Below are 22,205 nucleotides of genomic sequence, written 5' to 3'. Positions count from 1 at the left end.
CACGCTATTTCAAATATCATCTTTTCAAATCAATTCTTATCGGAATAGCTCATGACGGAAGCGCAACGACATCAAATTTTACTGGAACTCCTGGCGCAAACAGGGTTTATCACCGTTGAGAAAGTGATCGAACGATTAGGCATTTCTCCGGCAACCGCCCGACGGGACATCAACAAGCTGGATGAAAGTGGCAAACTGAAAAAAGTCCGTAACGGTGCGGAAGCCATTAGCCAGCAGCGTCCGCGCTGGACGCCGATGAACATTCATCAGGCGCAGAACCACGATGAAAAAGTGCGGATTGCAAGAGCAGCATCACAGCTGGTCAACCCTGGCGAAAGCGTCGTGATCAACTGCGGCTCCACGGCGTTTTTACTTGGGCGGGAGATGTGTGGCAAACCGGTGCAAATCATCACTAACTATTTGCCGCTGGCCAACTATCTCATTGACCAGGAGCATGAAAGCGTAGTGATCATGGGCGGTCAGTACAATAAGAGTCAGTCCATTACGCTCAGCCCACAGGACAGTGAAAATAGCCTCTACGCCGGACACTGGATGTTCACCAGCGGTAAAGGCCTGACCACGGATGGCCTGTATAAAACCGATATGCTGACCGCCATGGCGGAGCAAAACATGCTTAACGTGGTAGGCAAGCTTGTTGTGCTGGTCGACAGCAGCAAAGTGGGCGAGCGCGCAGGCATGCTGTTCAGCCGTGCCGAGCAAATCGACATGGTGATCACCGGTAAAAATGCCAACCCGGAGATCCTCCAGAAGCTGGAAGATCAAGGGGTCAAAATTCTTCGGGTTTAAAGGTGCTGGCGGAAAAAGCTCACCGTGGCATCCAGCGCCGTCGGCGTAATACGGTGACGAACGCCCGCCTCCCAAAGGCAGGTTAAATTGCCGTCCAGCCCTTCATTCTTTAACGCCTGCTGTAAACGGAAAGTTCCGTCAGGCGGAACCACATCATCCGCATCGCCATGCCACAGCAGCAGCGGGCGATTGGCCAGGTGCGGTAACGCATGGGTGACGTCCCACTCCGCCAGCGCCGCGTCGATATATTCTGGGTTCTGCGAGGGAAACAGCGTCTTCGAGAGCGAAGTGAAGTAGCCCGACCCCATCAGACAAGCGACGGATTTCACCTCCGGATGATGCGTCATGATCCCCAGCGCCGTCATCCCCCCCATTGACGCCCCAGCAACCGCCAGGCGATCGTTCTCCACCAGCCCGGCCTCAAAAAGCGCATCGCGCAGCCCTGCGAATTCCGTCAGGCTACCGTGCAAGATTTGCCAGAACTGGCCGAGCCGCGCCTGCTCGTTGCCCGAAAATCGCGCGCCATGATCCGGAGCATCCGGCATAACAACGCGGAATCCAGCCTGCGCCAGCGCCACGGCAAAATAGCTATAAACCAGTTTTGACGAGGTAAACCCATGATAAAAAACCACAACTGGCAGCGGCTGCTCACTTTTTCCGGTGGGGAAAGCATGTAATATTTCGCGGTCACCAAGGCGTCGCGTTTCGAGTTCAATCATTGTCGGTCCTGTACTGATGAATGATTCATAATGTTTGAGAGCTGGATTACGGTTTCTGGATATTTTCATTCGAAATCTTCGCCTCAGATAACACTTCGGGAACATTCCCCCAAAACTAAATTTACAGGCAACTACACTATGGCTATCAGGAAACGAGATATGGTTATGCGCAGGTTGGCTGCTTTATTGTTTGTGTTTCTGCTCAGTGGCTGTAGCGCGCTGCAGGGGACACCGCAACCCGCTCCGCCGGTCGCCGATCACCCACAGGAAATTCGTCGTAATCAGACTGAAGGATTACAGCGAATGGGCACTGTCTCCGCGTTGGTTCGCGGTTCCCCGGATGACGCGGAAGCCTCTATTGAAGCACAAGCCGCAGCCGCCAAAGCAGATTATTACGTCATCATTATGATCGACGAAACCATCATTACGGGACAGTGGTACTCGCAGGCGATTTTGTACCGTAAGTAATGGCGATCGTTTGAACGACATTTACACTGCTTTGCGTCCATAGACATTTTCCTGTCCACAATAAACTCCATGCCTGCACCAATGGAAGTGAGTTTATTTGCGAAGGATTGCCCGGCGGATACCGGAGACATGTGAAATGGAGCTGACGATGAAACGAACTCTTGCCTTGACCACACTGTTGCTCTCAGCAGGCCTTGTGAGCACAACCGCACAATCAGCTGAATTCGCCAGTGCTGATTGCGTGACTGGCCTGAATGAAATAGGCCAAATCTCCGTGAATAACATTTCGGGGAGCCCGCAAGACGTTGAACGTGTCGTTGCATTAAAAGCCGATGAACAAGGCGCTTCCTGGTACCGCATCATCCAGATGCAGGAAGATAACCATGTCGATCATTGGCGGGTACAAGCCATCCTCTATGTTTAGCCCTCCTGATAAAAGCCACTTAATTTTAGTGGCTTTTCGTTTTTGCAAATCTTTTATCTTTTTCAAAACCATCCAAAAACAAACAAATAACATTTTGTTACATTAATAGCATAAATGTTATCGCTGCTCTGCCGTTGAACAGGCATACCTTTTCAATGATGAGCAATTTATGATCAATTCTTTCCGCCGTGCGGGTCTGGGCACTAAGCTATCGCTGCTGACCGGTATGAGTGTCGCCATTCTGTTTCTGCTTTTCACTTTTCTGCTCAGCCATAAAGCCAGCCAGCAGCTTGAAGATCTTGCCGTTGAAGATTTGCATAACCAGTCCACCGGCATGGTCGATATGGTGCAGATGTTTAATACCAGTCTGAGCGAAGAGGTCGAAAGCTATACCCGACTGTTTACCACTTTCCTGCCTCAGCCATTTACGGTCGATACGAGTCAGACCCGTACCATTAGCGGGTTCAATGTGCCTTTGCTGAAAGGCGGTGAATCTGAACTGCATGAAAACAATGCTTTTTCTGACGACTTTCTCAATCGTACGGGCGCAATCTCCACGCTGTTCGTTCGCAGCGGTAACGACTTTATTCGCGTTGCCACCTCTCTGCGCAAGGAGAATGGCGACCGGGCGATGGGAACCCTTCTGGATACCACCAGCCCGGCGTTTGCGGCCGTCACCAGGGGCGAGGTTTACCGTGGCCTGGCACTGCTGTTTGGTAAACGCTACATCACCCAGTACCAGCCGGTTAAGAATAGTGAAGGCCAGGTGATTGGGATCATCTTTGTTGGGGTAGATATCACACACTCATGGAACGTTATGCGAGAGAAAATCCTCAACCGTCGGCTGGGCGAGAGCGGGCACTTCTATGTGCTGGATCGCAGCAACGGTAAAACGCGCGGGCAGTTCCTGTTTCACGGCAGTGAAGAGGGGCAACTGCCGAAGTGGGACAGCGCCACCCAACAGCAGCTGCTGAGCGATTCCTCCGGCACGCTGGAGCGCGTAAGTGACGACGGCCGCACGCTGAAAATGGCCTATACGCCGCTGCCGGGCTGGAACTGGACCATCGTGGGTGAAGTGGATAAATCGGTCCTTCTCGCAAGCGTTAACGCCATGCGTGACCGGTTCCTGCTGGCGGGCGTGGTGATTTCCGTGCTCTTCGCGGGCCTGTTTGTGATGCTCATTCGCCGGATGCTGACCCGCCCGCTGCGTAACGTGATCGAGCTGGCCCGCCAGTATGCCGCAGGCGATCTGCGCGCCAGCCTGCCCGTAACGCGTCAGGATGAGGTCGGCCAGCTGGTTGATGCCATCAACGGTATTGGCGATGGGCTGCAAAAAATTGTCCTGCAGGTGCGTGAGGCCGCGGGCGAGATCCATTTGGGCACCAATGCGCTGGCTTCCGACACCGGAGAAATCTCGGAGCAGATCAACAAGCAGGCCAGCAGCGTGGAAGAGACTTCCGCCAGCATGGAGCAGCTGGCCGCCACCGTGCAGCAAAATGCCGCCAACATGGAGCAAACGCAGCAGCTGGTGGGTGAAACCTCGCTCGCAGTTCATCAGGGCGGCGAAACGGTCACCCACGCGGTGTCGACCATGGACGATATCCGCGATGCCTCTAAACGCATTGAGGACATTACCCGCGTGATTGAGTCCATCGCGTTCCAGACTAACATTCTGGCGCTGAATGCGGCGGTCGAAGCGGCTCGCGCGGGCGAACATGGCAAAGGCTTCGCCGTGGTGGCGCAGGAGGTTCGCGCCCTGGCTGCACGCAGTGCCAACGCGGTGAAGGAGATTGAACACCTGATTGGCGATACGCTGAACAAGGTAAGCGAAGGCCACGCGCTGTCAGAAAAGACGCGTCTGGCTATGGACGCCATCATTGTTCATATCGATAACATCAGCCAGCTGGTTACCGAGATCAACCACGCTTCCCGCGAACAATCCGCGGGGATTGGGCAGGTGAATCTTGCCATGACGCACATTGGCGAAGCGTCGCACATCAACGCCGACCGCGTCTCGCGCAGCGAGCAGACCGCACACACGCTGCGCGAGAAAGGCTTACACCTCACCCAACTGGTCAGCCTGTTCCAGCTAAAAGGCTAACCGACTCTGCCCGTGGCGCGCAGCAGCAGGTCATTTTTCACCTGCTCGCTCATTAGCGTTCCGCCACGGGTGTCCAGCATCATGCGGCACCACGCCTGCGCCACGGGCGGTGAAGCGTGTCGCAGCATCTGGCTTCCGGCACCCAGTAAAAAGAGCTGTTGAGCAATCTCCCGGCCCTGTGCCTCCTGCGGCTTACGCAGTTTTTGCTGCAGCTGGCGCCAGCTGCGGTCGAAGTGTCTGTCCTGCCCTTTTACCTGCGCAAACTCGTCAGCAAGCAGATCGTGGATCCCCGGCTGCTTCGCCAGCACGCGCAGCACGTCCAGGGACATGATATTGCCCGATCCTTCCCAGATGCTGTTTACGGGCATCTCGCGATACAGGCGGGGAAGTTCGCTCTCTTCGCAATATCCGATCCCACCCAGCACCTCCATCGCCTCAGCGACAAATGGGATGCCCGCTTTACACACGCTAAATTTCGCCGCCGGAGTGAAGAGCCGCGCCCAGGCAGCTTCTCGCGGATCGGCACGATTGTCCCACGCCCGGGCCAGGCGGAACAGCAGCGCCGTGTGCCCCTCCAGCACCAGCGCCATCCGGCTTAACACCTCACGCATTATCGGCTGGTCGATAAGATTTTTACCGAAGGTTTGCCGCTGATGGGCATGATAAAGCGCCACCGACAGCGCCCGACGCATGAGTCCGTGGCTGCCCAGCGCGCAGTCGAAGCGCGTCAGACCGCCCATTTTGAGTATCTGCCGTACCCCTTCACCTTCTTCCCCCAACAACCAGCCGGAGGCATCGAGGAATTCCGCCTCGCTGCTGGCGTTGGAGCGGTTCCCGAGCTTGTCCTTGAGGCGTTCCAGGCGGACGGCGTTGCGTTGTCCGTCGGGCAAAAAGCGCGGCACAAAAAAGCAGGATAGCCCGCCCTTAGCCTGGGCCAGCACCAGATGTGCATCGCTTTGCGGCACGGAGAAAAACCATTTATGCCCCACCAGCCGGTAGCTGCCGTCGCTGCATTTTTCCGCTTTGGTGGTATTGCTGAGCACGTCTGAGCCGCCCTGCTTTTCCGTCATCCCCATACCGATCAGCAGGCCGCGCTTTTGCGCGCCGGGGGCCAGATGCGGATCGTAGCGATCGCTGAGCAGCGGCGTGAGCCAGTCATGAAATATTTTGGGGAGCGCCTGCTGCAGCAGCGACGTGGCGGCGAACGTCATGGTGACCGGGCAAAGCGTGCCCGCCTCAACCTGAGCATGAAGCACAAAGCGCGCGGCCCGAGCGACAAACGATCCTTTACGCGCCTCCTCTTCCCACGCCAGGTTATGCACGCGGTTGGCGCAAAGCCCCTGCATCAGCAGATGCCAGGCCGGATGAAAACGCACGTCGTCCAGCCGCTCCCCCGTGGCGTCATAGCGTAACAGCTCGGGCGGGTTGACGTTTGCCAGCCTGCCAAGCTCCAGCGACTCCGCGGTACCTAATTGCTGCCCGATACTGGCTAGCAAATCAATATCCCACTCGGCGCCTTCACGCGTAACCGCATCGCGCAGGGCGCAGTCCGAGAGAAAAAGGTTGCTGTTGGAAAGCGGTGCCGGTTGATTGAAAACGGTGTGGGTCTGCCAGTGCATGCTGTCTCCCTCCTTCAGTGGCAATGACGATAAGTATGGACAGACCGCGCGCACGCTGCATGGGAGGGGAATCACACGTTCACGATCCCGCTGATATCATTCGTGAAATAGCTCACATAACATAAGAATAAACTATTTCATCACTTCGCTTTTGTTGAATAATTTATTCTTACCCCTTTCAGTGAGGATCGTTATGCAACGGGACGCGCACAAGCGTGCATTAATTGCAGGCTCCATTGGTAACTTTATCGAGTGGTATGAGTTTGCGGTCTACGGTTTTCTGGCGACCGTTATTGCGAAAAACTTCTTCCAGCTTGAAGGAGAAGCGGGGCTTACCAGCCTGATCCTCACCTACGCCTCGTTTGCCATCGCCTTCTTCTTCCGCCCGCTGGGTGCGGTGGTGTTTGGCCGCATCGGCGACCGGATTGGCCGTAAACCGACGCTAATCATTGTGCTGGTGCTGATGACGCTCGCTACCGCCGCCATCGGCATTGTGCCGGTCTACGCCAGCATCGGGATTGCCGCCCCGCTCATTATTACACTGCTTCGCATCCTGCAGGGGCTGTTCGCGGGGGGCGAGTACGGCGGTGCGGTCTCGCTGATGACGGAGTTCGCCCCGCGCGGCAAGCGTGGACTCTATGGCGCGTGGCAGTCCTTTACCGTGGCGCTGGGGCTGCTGGCGGGGGCAGGCATCGTGGCGCTGCTCTCCGCCCTCCTCACGCCGGAAGCCCTCCACGACTGGGGCTGGCGCATTCCGTTCTTCCTGGCGCTGCCTATGGGCGTCGTTGCGCTGTGGCTTCGAGTCAGCATGGAGGAGACACCCAGTTTTGTGCAGCAGCAGGATAAACCGGCTGTCGCTCAGGCGGATACTGCCGCCACGCTCCGGGCCATCGTGATGGGGATTGGCCGCGTGATGGTCTGGTCTGCTGCGGGGTATACCTACCTGGTGATTATGCCGACCTATCTGCAGTCGGCGCTGCACACCGGGTTTAACCAGGCGCTGCTGATAGCGGTGATTTCGAATATTGGGTTTGCGCTGACGATTATTCCTTCGGGGATCCTGAGCGACCGGATCGGGCGCCGCACGGTGATGATTATCGCCACCGCGCTTTTGCTGATCCTCGCCCTGCCGCTGCTGAAAATCCTGCAGGCAGATTCGAGTACGCTGGCGGTGAAGGCTGTTGTGGTGTTGATTGCGGGCGGTCTGGTCGGGATGCTGGCAGGACCAGGCCCGGCAATGCTATCTGAGATGTTCCCGACGCGCGTGCGCTATACGGGGCTGGGGCTGGCCTACTCTTTGTCGAACGCGATTTTCTCGGGATGTGCAGGGTTAATCATTACCGGGCTGATTAAGCAGACGGGCAACCTGGATATTCCGGCGTATTACGTGATGGCGACGGCGGTAGTGAGTATCTTTGCGCTGATGACGCTGAGAAAGGATGACCATTTACGGTCGCTGGAGGAGTGAGGTTGTTTTGCCGGGTGGCGGCTTCGCCTTACCCGGCCTACAAAACCATAACGAATTGAAGTCACCTCTTCCGGAATCGGTACGGCAAAACCCGTGTCGCCCAGCATAGGATTCATAATGGATGCAAACCGACTGGGAAGAACCCAAGATCCTGAATGGATCGAGAAATTTGTTCAGCAGAGAGATTGCGTACAATTTCAATGCGCGGACAATGCACCTCAAGCAATCCTTGCGTAACGCTCATCTTCCATATAAGCAACAACATGGCACTGATCAGGATCGAATCAGCCAGCGAAAGTGCGATGGTAAACGTAAGCTTCATCCGTACGGGCAAAGATGATAGCGCCTGGCACGTGCATAACCCCATACGAGCATGCTTCATGTGCGTCATTAAAATTACGAATACGAATGAAATCAACCCAGTGATTCCCCGCAAAGGATGTTGAATATCATCCGGATTCCACACAGGAGCACCCGCTCGAAAGCACGCCGGGTGTCATACAACAGCAGCGATATCATTTTTTCCGTCTGGTGGCCGCGCCAGCCAACCACCAGTATGGATTGCGCAAATGACGATAATCCCCCATCCCCATCATTCCTTTTGCTAACAGTCCTTGTACCATGCCAATAACCTTTACCCATTAATGCGCCGGAATAATCCAACGTTGACTGGGATTCGCTATAGAGCTGTAAAAAAACCGCCCTTCTGCTGTTTGCGGACTAAGGTCGCCAAACCCCAGCGTAGAACCCACGACCGAGCAGTAATAGATAAAATCGCTCAGGCGACCAACCAGCATCTTTCTTCGCCCAGTACTCAGCACCAGTAACAAAACAGGTACTGCCCTACAAATAGCCCAATCAAGCAGGCCAGGTCAGTCTTGAGAGATTCCGTTGGCATCCAAGTGAACAGCATTACTTGCCTTGCTGCCGTTGCAGTCGCGCCAGAACATCCTGAGCAGAGCTTTATTAGTTGCGCCAATGCCTGCCCTCTGCCAGTTTTTCGTCAAGGTCACGCCCATCTGCAACTTTTCAAGCTGTGCGGCCGCATCCGTGGGCCTGACGCTCTGTCTGGCGTGTTTGCAAACGCTTGAGCGACTCCGCCGCCGTAGAGACACTGGAAGACGCGCCGACAGTCGATGTGGTTACGGCCTGTTGGGCACGCTGCATCGCTTCCGTTGCCTTTACCATCTCGAGCTGCTGTTCAAACTGCGCACCGCGCCGCGCGGTGGCATTAACCGCTTTTTTTCAACGCCATCACGAGAGATTTCAAGGTTAGTAAGCACTTGCTCCCTCGGCGGTTATGACATTCTCCAGACGAGCAATCTCTTCCGCAACTTCGTTAATCAGAGACGGATTAGCATTTTTTACCAGCGCCTCAAGTGCCCGGTTTTCCAGACTGGCCTTTGCGCTCGCGCAGATCGTTTAATTTATCGTTGCTCAACTTCACGCGCGCCAGCAAGTCAACCCGTGATTTTCCCGGCTTTATCCAGTTCACCTTTCGCATCGCGAATATGTTGCTCCAGCATCCGCACCCCTGCGCTTCTTCGATTGACTCTTCCGCTTGCGAAAGCACAGACTTGCCGAGAGTAAACAGGCTTTTCAAAATTCCCATAAAATAGCGTTCCTTGTTATTCGTAAGTGTATTCTCAGTTATTTCAGCGAGATCCAGCGCGTTATCCGCAAGCGTAAGTCATCTCCAGGAACCACATCATCCAACGATGAATTAAGCGAGAGGGCGCCAAATGCGACGTAATATTCTTCATACTGAACGCGAGAAATTCCCACAGAAGACAAAGGAAGGATTTTTTGATTACGTAATAAGAAAATATTAAATTCATCCTGGATCCAGAATACTACCAACAGAACAAATAACGGTTTCTATAATAATTTGGCGGGAAGTGAATAGAACACTGAGCGACAAATCACCAAAATCATTCATTTTGACCATTAATGATTGTTCGTTATATTCAGTATTTATATTTAATTCAGGAAGAGTTTGTAGTGCTTTAGCAAAGCAACTGCGAGTCCATGCCATATATTTCCCATATATTAGTTAGTTAAAAATAAATAAAATGAATATCATTTTCCACTATTTATCATACTTGTTTAAGATGAAAAAAAAGCCATCCAAATCTGGATGGCTTTTTCCGGAAAATCAGCTACGCTGACGCACCGCTTCAAACAGGCAGATACCCGTCGCAACGGACACATTCAGGGACGACACGCTGCCCGCCATCGGGATGCTGATAAGCTCGTCACAGTGCTCGCGCGTCAGACGACGCATACCTTCGCCTTCCGCCCCCATCACCAGCGCCAGACGGCCGGTCATTTTGCTCTGGTACAGCGTATGATCCGCTTCACCGGCGGTACCGACGATCCAGATGTTCTCTTCCTGCAGCAGACGCATGGTACGCGCCAGGTTGGTCACGCGGATCAGCGGAACGTTTTCCGCCGCGCCGCAGGCCACTTTCTTCGCCGTCGCGTTCAGCTGCGCGGAGCGATCTTTCGGCACAATCACCGCGTGTACGCCCGCCGCATCGGCGCTACGCAGGCAGGCGCCGAGGTTGTGCGGATCGGTAACGCCATCGAGGATCAGGAAAAACGGGTTTTCCAGCTCGGCAATCAGATCCGGCAGATCGTTTTCCTGATACTGACGGCCCGGCTTCACGCGGGCAATAATGCCCTGGTGTACCGCACCTTCACTTTTCTCATCCAGGAACTGACGGTTTGCCAGCTGGATCACCACGCCCTGCGCTTCCAGCGCGTGGATCAGCGGCATCAGACGCTTATCTTCACGCCCTTTCAGAATAAAGACTTCCTGAAAACGCTCCGGTGCGCGCTCGAGAAGGGCCTGCACCGCGTGGATGCCGTAAATCATTTCACTCATTGATGGTTCTCGTAATAAGTATTTCCCCTCCCCCCCGTAGGGGAGAGGGTCAGGGTGAGGGGAGAATTTACTCCGCCTGCTTTTTCTTGGCCGCACGCTTCGCTTTGGTCGCGGCAGCTATTTTCTGCGTTTTAGCGGACGGTTTTTTCGCTGAGCGAGCTTCTTTCTTCGCCGCCTTCGGCTTCTGTTTCTTCTCGCCGCGGAACGCGCTGTCTGGCTCGAAGTTTACCTTCTTGCCCGCCTGACGACGTTTACCGCCGCCCGGTTTACCGTTACCGCCTTTTTTCGCTTTCTCACGCTCGGTTTTGCCGACGTTACGCGGCGCGCGCTCGCTGGAGATCAGGCTGAAGTCGATTTTACGGTCGTCCATATTCACGGCTTCGACCTTCACTTCCACACGGTCGCCCAGACGGTATGTCTGGCCGCCAGACTCGCCAATCAGGCGTTGTCCGACCTGATCAAAGCGGTAGTAGTCGTTATCCAGGCTGGAGACGTGCACCAGACCGTCGATGAACAGCTCGTCCAGACGAACGAAGAAACCAAAGCCGGTCACGCTGGCAATCACGCCTTTAAAGACGTTACCCACCTGATCGAGCATAAAGTCACACTTCAGCCAGTCCGCCACGTCACGTGTTGCTTCATCGGCACGACGTTCGGCCATGGAGCAGTGCTGGCCCAGCTGCAGCATCTCTTCCATCGAATAGTGGTAGCCGCCGGTTTCGGTGGTGTTCCCTTTGTGGCCCTGCTCCTGCGCCAGCAGATACTTGATCGCACGGTGCAGGGAAAGGTCAGGATAACGACGGATCGGCGACGTGAAGTGGGCGTAAGACTGCAGCGCCAGACCGAAGTGGCCGCGGTTTTCCGGATCGTAGATCGCCTGCTTCATGGAGCGCAGCAGCATGGTCTGCAGCATTTCTGCATCAGGACGATCGCCGATGGATTCCAGCAGCTCGGCGTAATCGCGCGGCTCTGGCTTGTTGCCACCCGGCAGCTCCAGGCCCAGTTCAGCCAGCACAGAACGGAATGAGGTAATGGCTTCCGTGGTCGGCTTATCGTGAATACGGAACAGCGCTGGCTCTTTGGCTTTCTCAACGAAACGTGCCGCCGAGATGTTCGCCAGGATCATACACTCTTCGATCAGCTTGTGGGCGTCGTTACGCTGAGTCTGCTCAATACGCTCAATGCGGCGTTCGGCGTTGAAGATGAATTTCGCTTCTTCGCTCTCAAACGAGATCCCGCCGCGCTCTTCGCGCGCCTGTTCCAGCGTTTTGTAGAGGTTATGCAGCTCTTCGATGTGTTTGACCAGCGGCGCGTACTGCTCGCGCAGCTCCTGGTCGCCCTGCAGCATATGCCAGACCTTGGTATAGGTCAGACGCGCATGCGAGCTCATCACCGCTTCGTAGAATTTGAAGCCGGTTAAGCGCCCTTTGGTAGAGATGGTCATCTCGCAGACCATGCAAAGACGGTCAACCTGCGGGTTCAGGGAGCACAGACCGTTAGAGAGCACTTCCGGCAGCATCGGCACAACCTGAGACGGGAAGTAGACCGACGTACCGCGGCTGCGCGCTTCGTTATCCAGCGGCGTATGCGGACGGACATAATAGCTTACGTCAGCGATAGCAACCCACAGACGCCAGCCGCCACCGCGTTTTTTCTCACAGTAAACGGCATCATCAAAGTCGCGGGCGTCTTCGCCATCAATAGTGACCAGCGGCAGGGAGCGCAGATCTACGCGGCCCACCTTAGACTCTTCCGGCACTTCTTCGCGCAGGCTTTCGATCTGATCTTCAACCGCTTTCGGCCAGACGTAAGGGATCTCATGAGTACGCAGCGCCATATCAACGGCCATCGTGGTGCCCATGTTATCGCCCAACACTTCGACGATTTTACCTACGGCTTTGGTGCGACGGGTTGGGCGCTGGGTGAGTTCTACCACCACCACAAAGCCCATGCGTGCGCCCATTACCTCTTCAGGTGGGATCAGAATGTCGAAGCTCAGGCGGCTATCGTCCGGTACCACAAAGCCCACGCCAGCGTCGGTAAAGTAGCGGCCAACAATCTGGCTGGTTTTTGGCACCAGCACACGCACCACGCGCGCTTCGCGGCGGCCTTTACGGTCCGCGCCCAGCGGTTGCGCCAGGATCTGATCGCCGTGGATACACATCTTCATCTGCTCAGATGAGAGGTATAGATCGTCTTTGCGGCCTTCCACGCGCAGGAAGCCGAAGCCATCGCGGTGACCAATGACGGTCCCTTTCAGCAGATCGAGGCGTTCTGGCAGCGCGTAGCACTGACGGCGGGTAAAGACCAGTTGCCCGTCACGCTCCATCGCGCGCAGGCGGCGGCGAAGGGCTTCAATTTGCTCTTCACCTTCAATGTTTAATTCAACGGCAAGTTCTTCACGATTGGCGGGTTTTTCGCGTTTTGTTAAGTGTTCAATGATGAACTCGCGGCTAGGGATAGGATTCGCGTATTTTTCGGCTTCGCGTTCCTGGAAAGGATCATGTGACATGTCGGTTCCTCCGTTGTCAGCTCCGGTGGAAATTTTCTTCATTCCACCAGCAATAATTTATAAAGCGGTTGATTCTCTTCAACCAAATCGGCCAGCGTGTAGTTATCCAGCTCCATGAGAAAACTTTGCACGGCCTTAGAAAGCGCCTGTTTCAGGCGGCAAGCGGGGGTAATGTGGCAGAACTCGCTGCTGCAGTTCACCAGAGACAACGGCTCCAGTTCACGTACCACATCCCCAACGCGAATACTCTGTGCCGGTTTACCGAGACGGATCCCACCATTCTTCCCGCGGACGGCAGCAACGTATCCGGCACGGCTAAGTTGATTGATTATTTTGACCATATGATTACGGGATACACCATAGACCTCTGTTACCTCAGAGATGCTGGTCATCTTTCCATCGGGTAACGACGCCATGTAAATCAGGGCGCGTAAGCCGTAATCGGTGAAACTCGTTAACTGCACATCAACCTCAGGGAAAAAGGGAAAACGCGGTGAAACCGCAGAGATATTCATTAATGATGATAAACCAGCCAGATAGTTAGGGGCTAATTTATTTGACAGACGGGGCGAAAAAGCGGAGATCCAGGAGCGGTCGCCGGATGGCGCTACGCTTATCCGGCCTACGGGTCTCCCCGCAGGCCAGCAGTCACGAAGATTATGCGTCGAACGGGTCGCGCAGGATCATCGTTTCAGTACGATCCGGGCCGGTAGAAATAATATCGATCGGCACTTCGGTCAGTTCTTCAATGCGCTTGATGTAATCCAGCGCCGCCTGCGGCAGGCCGCTACGCTCTTTCACACCGAAAGTGGTCTCAGACCAGCCCGGCATGGTTTCGTAGATTGGCTCGATGCCTTCCCAGTCGTCAGCAGCCAGCGGAGTGGTGGTCACTTCGCGGCCATCTGGCATACGGTAGCCAACGCAGATTTTCACTTCTTTCAGGCCGTCCAGTACGTCGAGCTTGGTCAGGCAGAAGCCAGACAGGGAGTTGATCTGCACTGCACGACGCACTGCGACCGCATCCAGCCAGCCGGTACGACGACGACGACCGGTGGTCGCGCCAAACTCGTTACCCTGCTTGCACAGGAACTCGCCGGTTTCATCAAACAGCTCGGTCGGGAATGGACCGGCACCCACGCGAGTGGAGTACGCTTTGATGATACCCAGAACGTAATCCACATAGCGTGGACCCAGGCCAGAGCCGGTTGCCACGCCACCCGCGGTGGTGTTAGAGGAAGTTACGTACGGATAGGTACCGTGGTCGATGTCCAGCAGCGTACCCTGCGCACCTTCGAACATGACGAAATCGCCACGCTTGCGCGCCTGGTCCAGCAGATCGGACACATCCACAACCATACCGGTCAGAATATCAGCCACCGCCATGACGTCATCCAGCACTTTCTGGTAGTCAACAGCGTCAGCTTTGTAGAAATTCACCAGCTGGAAGTTGTGATATTCCATCACTTCTTTCAGTTTTTCAGCGAAGGTCGCTTTGTCGAAGAGATCGCCCACGCGCAGACCGCGACGTGCAACTTTATCTTCGTAAGCCGGGCCGATACCACGACCGGTGGTACCGATCGCTTTCGCGCCACGCGCTTTTTCACGCGCAACGTCCAGCGCCACATGATAATCCAGGATCAGCGGGCAGGCTTCAGAGAGCAGCAGACGCTCACGAACAGGGATACCACGGTCTTCCAGACCTTTCATCTCTTTCATCAGCGCAGCAGGAGACAGCACAACGCCGTTACCGATGATGCTGGTGACGTTTTCGCGAAGAATGCCTGATGGAATAAGATGGAGGACGGTTTTTTCACCGTTGATTACGAGAGTATGGCCTGCGTTGTGACCGCCCTGGTAGCGTACAACATATTTAGCCCGTTCAGTCAGAAGATCAACAATCTTCCCTTTACCTTCGTCACCCCATTGAGTGCCCAGTACGACGACGTTGTTACCCATTTTTTTCAAAATCACCGTTTGCTTAAAAATGGATTCTACCATCGCTTTTTCAGATATACAGCACTTTTTGACCTCAAAATACGCCGATTGCGCCTACTTTTTGATCAGCCAATCGTTTTCTTCAACATGTAGTAGATAACGATACCCGCAACCACAAGACCGCCGCCAAAACGACGCAAAATATTATCCGGCAGTTGGCTCATCGTCGCGATCATTCGACGCCAGGCGCGCGGATAAAGCATCGGTCCAAGACCTTCAAGCACCAAAACCAGGGCCAGCGCGAGCCAGATCGTTGAATTCATTTTTAGTCCTTATAAAAGAAAACCACCGCTCCGTTGAGAGCGGTGGTTTGAATACTCAAACGGACCTGAGTTTATCGCGTTGCGTTAGTCGGCGTCTTCATATAACGGAAGAAATCGCTGTCCGGGCTGAGCACCATCACATCCTGGTTGCTCTGGAAGCTATTCTCGTAAGCACGCAGGCTACGGATAAAGGCATAGAAGTCTGGATCCTGACTGAAGGCATCAGCAAACAGCTTCGCCGCTTCGGCATCGCCTTCACCGCGCAGGATACGACCCTGACGTTCAGACTCTGCGAGCGTCTTGGTCACTTCGTAGTCCGCAGCGGCACGCAGCTTCTCAGCCTCTTCCTGACCCTGTGAACGGTGACGACGGGCTACCGCTTCACGCTCGGCGCGCATACGGTTGTAGATCGCCTCGGACACTTCCGCTGGCAGGTTGATTTGCTTGATACGCACGTCAACGACTTCGATACCCAGCGCGGCCATACTGTTCGGGTTGATCACCGGCACTTTACCGTTGGTTTCAGCCTGAACGCGTTCAGCGGCTTTAGCAATCGCGTCATCCGCTGCTGGCGTTTCCACTTCGTCTTCCGTGCCCGCTGTACCGGAGTTCAGCGCATCACGTACTTCCAGCGTCAGACGGCCACGGGAGTCGGTCACGATGTCTTTCACATCCAGACGACCGATCTCAGAACGCAGACGGTCAGAGAACTTACGTTTCAGCAGCACTTCTGCCTGAGAAACATCGCCACCGCCCGTTGCCAGGAAGTAACGGCTGAAGTCGCTGATACGCCATTTGATGTAGGAATCAACGATCAGGTCTTTCTTCTCTTTGGTCACGAAACGGTCGGCCTGGTTATCCATGGTCTGGATACGCGCATCAAGCGTTTTCACTGACTGAATGAAAGGCACCTTGAAGTGCAGACCCGGTTCGTAAATCACCGGGCGTTTGTCACCATCACGCACGACGCTGCTGAACTGGAATTTGATCCCACGCTCGCCTTCTTTCACCACAAAGATCGAGGTATACAGCACGACCAGTACGATGACGATGATCGCAATAACTGACTTACGCATCCTTATTCCCCCTGACGCTGGTAGTCGTTACGCTGCGCGTTAGCACGGCGTTGGTCCATAATGTCACCATCGTTCGAAGAAGGCGTTGTGTTCGCGCTGGCGCTGCCTGAAGAGGCTGGTGGCAGACGCAGCAGGTTATTCGCACCGCTGGTGTCTTTCGCAGCCGGTGCAGAACCGCCTTTCAGCATCTGATCCAGCGGCAGGACCATCAGGTTTCCGCCTTTGCTGTCGTTAACCAACACTTTGCGGGTGTGGCTCAGCACTTTTTCCATGGTCTCGATATACAGACGCTCGCGGGTAATTTCCGGTGCCGCTTTATACTCCGGCAGGATCTTCGCGAAGCGAGCCACTTCACCCTGTGCTTCCAGGATGGTCTGCGTCTTATACGCGCGTGCTTCTTCCAGAATACGCTGCGCCTGACCGTTAGCACGCGGCTGAACCTCGTTGGTGTACGCTTCAGCTTCACGGATGTACTGCTGTTCGTTTTCACGTGCAGCAATCGCATCGTCAAATGCGGCTTTCACCTCTTCCGGCGGACGCGCCGCCTGGAAGTTGACGTCCAGCAGGGTGATACCCATGTTGTATGGACGAATGGTCTCTTCCAGCTCGCGCTGGGTATCGCTACGAATAACGGTACGACCTTCGGTCAGAATACGGTCCATGGTGTACTTGCCGATCACGCCACGCAGGGCGCTGTCGGTCGCCTGACGCAGGCTGTCATCAGCGCTGGTCACGCTAAACAGATAACGCTCAGGATCGGTTACGCGGTACTGCACGTTCATCTCAACGCGAACGACGTTCTCGTCAGAGGTCAGCATCACGCCAGATGCCGCCAGTTCACGGACGGACTCCACGTTAACCGCGGTGACGTTGTCAACGAAGGTCGGTTTCCAGTTCAGGCCCGGTTCAACCAGATGGCTGAACTTACCGAAACGAGTGACCACGCCGCGTTCTGCTTCTTTAATGGTGTAGAACCCGCTAGCTGCCCAGATGATTACCACCGCAGCGGCCACAATGCCCACTACGCGGCCACCCATTGGCGGGCGCGGACTCTGAGTGGAATTACCACCCGAGCCAGAACCTTTTCCTCCGCCAAGGCCACCGAGCTTTTTGCTCAGCTTGCGGAAGATATCATCCAGATCCGGCGGCCCCTGCTCGCGACCACCTTTGTTGCCATTTCCCCCAGAGTTGCCGCCTTGATTATTGCTGCTTCCCCACGGGTCGCGGTCTTGTCCGTTATTACCGGGCTGATTCCACGCCATGTATATGCTCCATATTTGTTATGCAAGGGCGAATTATTCAGGCTTCCCCTTTCTGATCAGACGATATAGTCCGCCAGCGCAGGTTCTTGTTTACAGAGGCGACGCCAGTCAACGATCGGCATACGCACCTGCATCCCCACGCTGCCGTCATCCTCCATCCACTCTTTTTCTATCGCCTGAAGCTGATAAAACCGGCTGCGCAGCCTGCCTTCCTGTGGCGGCAATCGCAGCGTGTGCTGGGCGACCTCACCGGAAAGACGTTCTGTCAAAGCCTGGAAAAGCAGTGGCACACCGATACCGGTCTGGGCAGAAAGCCAGACCCGAATCGGTTTGTTCTCTTCATCTCTGTCGATACGCGGTTCGAAATCGTCCAGCATATCGATCTTGTTCATCACCAACAGCGTTGGGATTTCGTGGGCGTCGATCTCTTCGAGCACCACGTTCACCGCGTCGATGTTCTCCTGAACGCGCACGTCTGCCGCATCAATCACGTGCAGCAGCAGGGTCGCCTGACGCGTCTCCTGCAACGTTGCTTTAAACGCCGCCACCAGGTCATGCGGCAAATGACGGATAAACCCTACGGTATCCGCCAGCACCGTCTCACCGACGTCAGCAACGTCAATACGGCGCAGCGTCGGGTCCAGGGTCGCAAACAGCTGGTCAGCGGCATAAACCTGGGCCTCGGTGATCTGGTTAAACAGGGTGGATTTACCGGCGTTGGTATACCCCACCAGCGACACCGTCGGGATATCGGCTTTCGTTCGCGCCCGACGTCCCTGCTCACGCTGTTTCTCAACTCTTTCCAGACGTGAGAGGATCTGGGTAATACGGCCACGCAGCAAACGACGGTCGGTTTCGAGCTGGGTTTCACCCGGGCCGCGCAAACCAATCCCGCCTTTTTGTCTTTCAAGGTGTGTCCAGCCACGCACAAGACGCGTTGCCAGATGGCGCAACTGCGCCAGTTCAACCTGCAGCTTACCTTCGTGGGTACGCGCACGCTGAGCAAAAATATCTAAAATCAATCCCGTGCGATCGATAACACGGCATTCGCAAAGGGCTTCCAGGTTGCGCTCCTGGGCTGGAGACAGCGCATGATCAAACAACACGACTGACGCGCCGGTTGCTTTTACGGCATCCGCAATTTCGACTGCTTTACCTTCACCAACAAAATACTTTGGGTGCGGCGCTTTACGGCTACCGGTAATCACCTGCATTGCTTCGACACCGGCAGAAGAGACCAGAGATTCAAACTCCTGGAGGTCTTCCATATCTTTGTCTTGCGAAAAATAGATGTGTACCAGCACCGCCTGCTCACCGGCATCATAACGGTCAAACAAGCGTAAACCTCTCTAAAAAGATCAGCGGGGAACGCAGGATCCCTGGCTCCCCGTGTGGATAACAGTGCGAAACCTTATTCGGTCTCGTCGCTGTCCTGCGCAGGCGTTGAAGAACCCTGCGCGTTGCTGCCATGATGGTAGTTACTACCTGTGCCGCCGCCAGCGTTATTGCTGTGATGAGATACCGGACGGGACGGAACAACAGTAGAAATAGCGTGCTTGTAGACCATCTGACTGACCGTGTTTTTCAACAGAATCACGAACTGATCGAAAGACTCAATCTGACCTTGCAGCTTAATACCATTCACCAAATAAATAGAAACTGGAACACGTTCCCGACGCAATGCGTTCAGGAACGGATCTTGTAAAGATTGCCCCTTAGCCATTCTATCTTTTCCTTATATGCTTGTTTTGTACTTAGAACCTTGCGATTCTGAAAAATTGCGCACGATACGTCTCAATTGTACACATTCAGTCAGCGATATCACCAACAACCTCAATCACTTCGTTTAACGCCTGTTGCGGCTTTTCACTGTCTAACCAGTGAACGCCCTCCCAACCGCGCAACCAGGTGATCTGGCGCTTCGCTAACTGCCTCGTGGCGCAAACACCTCGATAAACCATTTCATCGTATGAAATCTCACCTTCAAGATACGACCACATCTGGCGGTATCCCACACAACGAACGGAAGGCATATCCGTATGCAAATCTCCACGGGCAAATAGCGCCCGCACTTCTGCTTCAAAATCTGAAGCCAACATCTGATGAAAACGCTGCTCAATTCGTTGATGGAGCAGTTCACGGCTCGCCGGGGCGATGGCGAACTGATGCACCTGATACGGCAGAGCGTCTCCTGACGTTTGCGTCAGTTCCGTTAAAGTTTTACCCGAAATGAAAAAAACTTCCAGTGCCCGGGAAAGCCTTTGCGGATCATTCGGATGGATTCGCGCTGCAGCAACCGGGTCAATCTCCGCCAGTTGCTGGTGCAAAACGTCCCATCCCTGCTCTGCCGCCTGCTGTTCAATCCTGGCTCGTACGTCCGGATCTGCCGATGGCAGAGGCGATAACCCCTCCAGCAGCGCCTTGAAGTAGAGCATGGTTCCGCCAACCAGTAGCGGTATTCGTCCCGCAGCGGTAATGTCGGCCATCTCGGCTAAGGCATCGCGGCGAAAGTCTGCTGCGGAGTACGCCTGAGCCGGGTCGAGAATATCCAGCAAACGGTGCGGTGCCGCGCGCAGTTCGTCTGCGTCTGGCTTCGCCGTGCCGATGTCCATTCCTCGATAAATGAGGGCGGAATCGACGCTAATCAACTCTACAGGCAAAACTTTACGTAACTCAATGGCTAACGCTGTTTTACCGGAGGCCGTAGGGCCCATTAAAAAAATCGCCTTAGGCAGGCTCGCCTTACTTACGTCAATCATGTCTCAGGGCGGTCATCGCCGTTTTTAAATCAACAGGTTGTAATAATCCACCCGGCGGCGTTTTCACCAGATGTGGGCAAAGGCGTTCAACCTCTGCCAACACGGTAATCGCCTGCGCCATACTCCACGGAGAGTGTTCGCTGGCCAGATGACGAGCGATCCACTGCGCGGTGTTGGCGGCATCAAACGACGTTTGCTGCGCCAGGTAGCCTATCAGTTCAGGAATCAAGTTTTGTAAATTTTGTTGGCGTAAGGGTAAAGGCACTGCGCGAATTGTCACATGCTGCGCTTCCAGCACGATTTCTATGCCCATTTCGGCAAGAAGCGCCTGTGCACGCTGCAAAACCCCTGTTTCTTTAGGGGTTATCTTTAACCGGACCGGGATCAGCAACGGCTGTGCGCAGGCGGCGTTTTCCCCCGGCGTCAGCTGCGCCTGTTTAAGCCAGCGTTCCGCCACCGGCAACGCCAGTAGCATCAGTTTCCCCTCGCGTTCGAGCAATGCCATATCCGGAGCAACAATCGTCAGTACACGACCAAAGCTCTGGCTATGCCCGTCCAGTGAAGGTTGCGACACCTCGATATGCTCTTTACGTTCCACGGCGGGCGTATCAAGCAGTTTGCGGTACAACGCCCCCTGCTGCTTCTGATAACCCGGCTGAGCGTTGGGGTAGTTCGCCCCCGTAGGGCGAGGCGCGCTGCCCGCCGCGGAGAAACGCGGAGCCGAGGGTTCGCGGGCAGCAGCGGGTTCAGCAAAGTGGTTGCGGCCAGCCGCCACCCGGTTTTCCGGCAGCGGACGCGGTGCCGGGGCGTCGTTTTCCAGCGGCAGCGTTGGCTCCGCCTGCTGCTGCAATACCGTGACAACACCCTGATAAATAAAATCATGAACCAGACGTGACTGGTGGAAGCGCACCTCATGCTTCGCAGGATGGACGTTCACATCCACCTGATGGGGGTCGATCTCCAGATAAAGCACAAACGCGGGCTGTTGATCCGCGCCGAGTTTGTCTTCACAGGCCTGACGAATGGCGTGGTTGATCAGGCGGTCGCGCATCATGCGGCCATTCACGTAGCAGTATTGGATCTCAGCAAAGGCGGCGCTGCTCGCGTTCGGATCGGCCACCCAGCCGCGCAGCGCCAGATCGCCATGCTGCCACTCTATCGCCAGCGCTTTTTCAAGGAACGGCGTGCCGCAGATAGCCCCTAACCGGCGTTCCTTCTGCCCACCTTCCGCCACCGCACGATACTGACGCATCACCTTGCCGTTATGGCTGAGGTTGATGGTGACATCGAATCGCGCCAGCGCGATGCGGCGAATGATCTCATCGATGTGTCCAAATTCGGTCTTCTCGGTACGCATGAACTTGCGTCGGGCTGGGGTGTTATAGAACAGGTCCAGCACTTCAAGCGTGGTGCCGACAGGGTGCGCCGCAGGTTTGACCGTGACGTCCATATCGCGCCCTTCAGCGTAGGCCTGCCAGGCCTCCTGCTGTTCCGCGGTACGGGAGGTCAGGGTTAAGCGGGATACGGAACTGATGCTCGCCAGCGCTTCGCCGCGAAAACCAAGGCTGATAATGGCTTCCAGATCGTCCAGAGAGGCAATTTTACTGGTGGCGTGACGCGCCAGCGCCAGCGCCAGCTCGTCTTTTTTGATGCCACAGCCGTTGTCACGAATACGAATAAGCTTTGCGCCGCCGCGTTCGATATCAATATCAATGCGGGTTGCCCCCGCATCGAGGCTGTTTTCCACCAGTTCCTTCACCACCGACGCAGGGCGCTCCACCACCTCACCGGCGGCGATTTGGTTCGCGAGCTGCGGCGGTAGAACCTGAATCGGCATGAATTCTC

Annotated in this window: 18 protein-coding genes and 3 pseudogenes; 5 read left to right on the top strand and 16 right to left on the bottom strand. The window is 55.3% G+C overall.

Translation table 11 applies throughout. The features are described 5' to 3' along the window. Positions 1–51 precede the first annotated feature (51 nt). Positions 52–807, top strand: a complete 756-nt coding sequence (gene ulaR / locus HV355_RS20585) for an HTH-type transcriptional regulator UlaR (RefSeq protein WP_042713424.1) — start codon at positions 52–54, stop codon at positions 805–807. On the opposite strand, the gene yjfP is transcribed toward ulaR, so the two are convergent. Next, the gene (gene yjfP, locus HV355_RS20580; RefSeq protein WP_182403224.1) at positions 804–1,526 is read right to left on the bottom strand and encodes an esterase; all 723 of its coding nucleotides are present in this window, start codon (positions 1,524–1,526) and stop codon (positions 804–806) included. The two genes, ulaR and yjfP, sit on opposite strands and share 4 nt — an antisense overlap. Positions 1,527–1,664: 138 nt before the next feature. On the opposite strand from yjfP, the gene bsmA reads away from it, so the two are divergent. The 3 genes from bsmA to HV355_RS20565 all read left to right on the top strand — a co-directional run bounded on the left by bsmA (position 1,665) and on the right by HV355_RS20565 (position 4,519). After that, positions 1,665–1,994, top strand: a complete 330-nt coding sequence (gene bsmA, locus HV355_RS20575; RefSeq protein ID WP_108417891.1) for a biofilm peroxide resistance protein BsmA — start codon at positions 1,665–1,667, stop codon at positions 1,992–1,994. A 148-nt stretch (positions 1,995–2,142) separates the two neighbouring features. Further along, positions 2,143–2,418 (top strand): DUF1471 family protease activator YjfN, encoded by a 276-nt coding sequence (gene yjfN, locus HV355_RS20570; protein WP_139157912.1) that lies wholly within the window; start codon positions 2,143–2,145, stop codon positions 2,416–2,418. Positions 2,419–2,587: 169 nt separating this feature from the next. Next, positions 2,588–4,519 (top strand): methyl-accepting chemotaxis protein, encoded by a 1,932-nt coding sequence (locus HV355_RS20565; protein ID WP_182403222.1) that lies wholly within the window; start codon positions 2,588–2,590, stop codon positions 4,517–4,519. Here the strand turns inward: HV355_RS20565 and HV355_RS20560 are convergent. After that, positions 4,516–6,138, bottom strand: a complete 1,623-nt coding sequence (locus HV355_RS20560) for an isovaleryl-CoA dehydrogenase (RefSeq protein WP_182403220.1) — start codon at positions 6,136–6,138, stop codon at positions 4,516–4,518. The genes HV355_RS20565 and HV355_RS20560 overlap by 4 nt on opposite strands. Before the next feature lie 193 nt (positions 6,139–6,331). Here HV355_RS20560 and HV355_RS20555 point away from each other — a divergent pair, with 193 nt between their 5' ends. Further along, positions 6,332–7,606: an MFS transporter gene (locus HV355_RS20555; protein ID WP_182403218.1), complete on the top strand. Its 1,275-nt coding sequence runs from the start codon at positions 6,332–6,334 to the stop codon at positions 7,604–7,606. Positions 7,607–7,638: 32 nt separating this feature from the next. Here HV355_RS20555 and HV355_RS24475 read toward each other — a convergent pair. From HV355_RS24475 to mutL, 14 genes and pseudogenes are all read right to left on the bottom strand, one after another. Beyond that, a pseudogene (locus HV355_RS24475) lies at positions 7,639–8,519 on the bottom strand (potassium channel family protein); the annotation flags it as partial. Between the two features lie 53 nt (positions 8,520–8,572). Then, a pseudogene (locus HV355_RS20545) lies at positions 8,573–9,218 on the bottom strand (PspA/IM30 family protein). Positions 9,219–9,296: 78 nt separating this feature from the next. Further along, a pseudogene (locus HV355_RS20540) lies at positions 9,297–9,641 on the bottom strand (DUF2170 family protein). 120 nt (positions 9,642–9,761) lie between these two features. After that, a complete protein-coding gene (gene rlmB / locus HV355_RS20535) occupies positions 9,762–10,493 on the bottom strand; it encodes a 23S rRNA (guanosine(2251)-2'-O)-methyltransferase RlmB (protein WP_047364106.1) in 732 nt (243 codons plus the stop codon). Between the two features lie 67 nt (positions 10,494–10,560). Then, entirely contained in the window at positions 10,561–13,005 is a 2,445-nt protein-coding gene (gene rnr / locus HV355_RS20530) for a ribonuclease R (RefSeq protein WP_182403216.1), read from the bottom strand. Positions 13,006–13,043: 38 nt separating this feature from the next. Next, positions 13,044–13,469, bottom strand: a complete 426-nt coding sequence (nsrR, locus tag HV355_RS20525) for a nitric oxide-sensing transcriptional repressor NsrR (protein ID WP_010427492.1) — start codon at positions 13,467–13,469, stop codon at positions 13,044–13,046. Positions 13,470–13,662: 193 nt separating this feature from the next. Beyond that, the gene (locus HV355_RS20520) at positions 13,663–14,961 is read right to left on the bottom strand and encodes an adenylosuccinate synthase (RefSeq protein WP_042713442.1); all 1,299 of its coding nucleotides are present in this window, start codon (positions 14,959–14,961) and stop codon (positions 13,663–13,665) included. 104 nt (positions 14,962–15,065) lie between these two features. Continuing rightward, positions 15,066–15,263, bottom strand: coding sequence for a DUF2065 domain-containing protein (locus tag HV355_RS20515; protein WP_010427497.1), 198 nt, complete (start codon positions 15,261–15,263; stop codon positions 15,066–15,068). Positions 15,264–15,334: 71 nt separating this feature from the next. Beyond that, a complete protein-coding gene (gene hflC, locus HV355_RS20510) occupies positions 15,335–16,339 on the bottom strand; it encodes a protease modulator HflC (RefSeq protein ID WP_010427498.1) in 1,005 nt (334 codons plus the stop codon). Positions 16,340–16,341: 2 nt separating this feature from the next. Beyond that, the gene (gene hflK / locus HV355_RS20505; RefSeq protein WP_042713437.1) at positions 16,342–17,601 is read right to left on the bottom strand and encodes an FtsH protease activity modulator HflK; all 1,260 of its coding nucleotides are present in this window, start codon (positions 17,599–17,601) and stop codon (positions 16,342–16,344) included. 56 nt (positions 17,602–17,657) lie between these two features. Next, positions 17,658–18,938, bottom strand: a complete 1,281-nt coding sequence (gene hflX, locus HV355_RS20500) for a ribosome rescue GTPase HflX (protein WP_010427502.1) — start codon at positions 18,936–18,938, stop codon at positions 17,658–17,660. Positions 18,939–19,012: 74 nt separating this feature from the next. Further along, entirely contained in the window at positions 19,013–19,324 is a 312-nt protein-coding gene (gene hfq, locus HV355_RS20495) for an RNA chaperone Hfq (RefSeq protein ID WP_008502919.1), read from the bottom strand. Between the two features lie 85 nt (positions 19,325–19,409). After that, a complete protein-coding gene (gene miaA, locus HV355_RS20490) occupies positions 19,410–20,360 on the bottom strand; it encodes a tRNA (adenosine(37)-N6)-dimethylallyltransferase MiaA (protein WP_010427503.1) in 951 nt (316 codons plus the stop codon). After that, positions 20,353–22,197 (bottom strand): DNA mismatch repair endonuclease MutL, encoded by a 1,845-nt coding sequence (gene mutL, locus HV355_RS20485; protein ID WP_148400939.1) that lies wholly within the window; start codon positions 22,195–22,197, stop codon positions 20,353–20,355. Before mutL ends, miaA begins: the two co-directional genes overlap by 8 nt. Positions 22,198–22,205 lie beyond the last annotated feature (8 nt).

Source organism: Enterobacter sp. RHBSTW-01064, assembly GCF_014103035.1.
GTDB lineage: Bacteria > Pseudomonadota > Gammaproteobacteria > Enterobacterales > Enterobacteriaceae > Enterobacter > Enterobacter mori.
The sequence above is the reverse complement of the archived record's forward strand: the minus strand, read 5'-3'. Positions and strand labels throughout refer to the sequence as shown.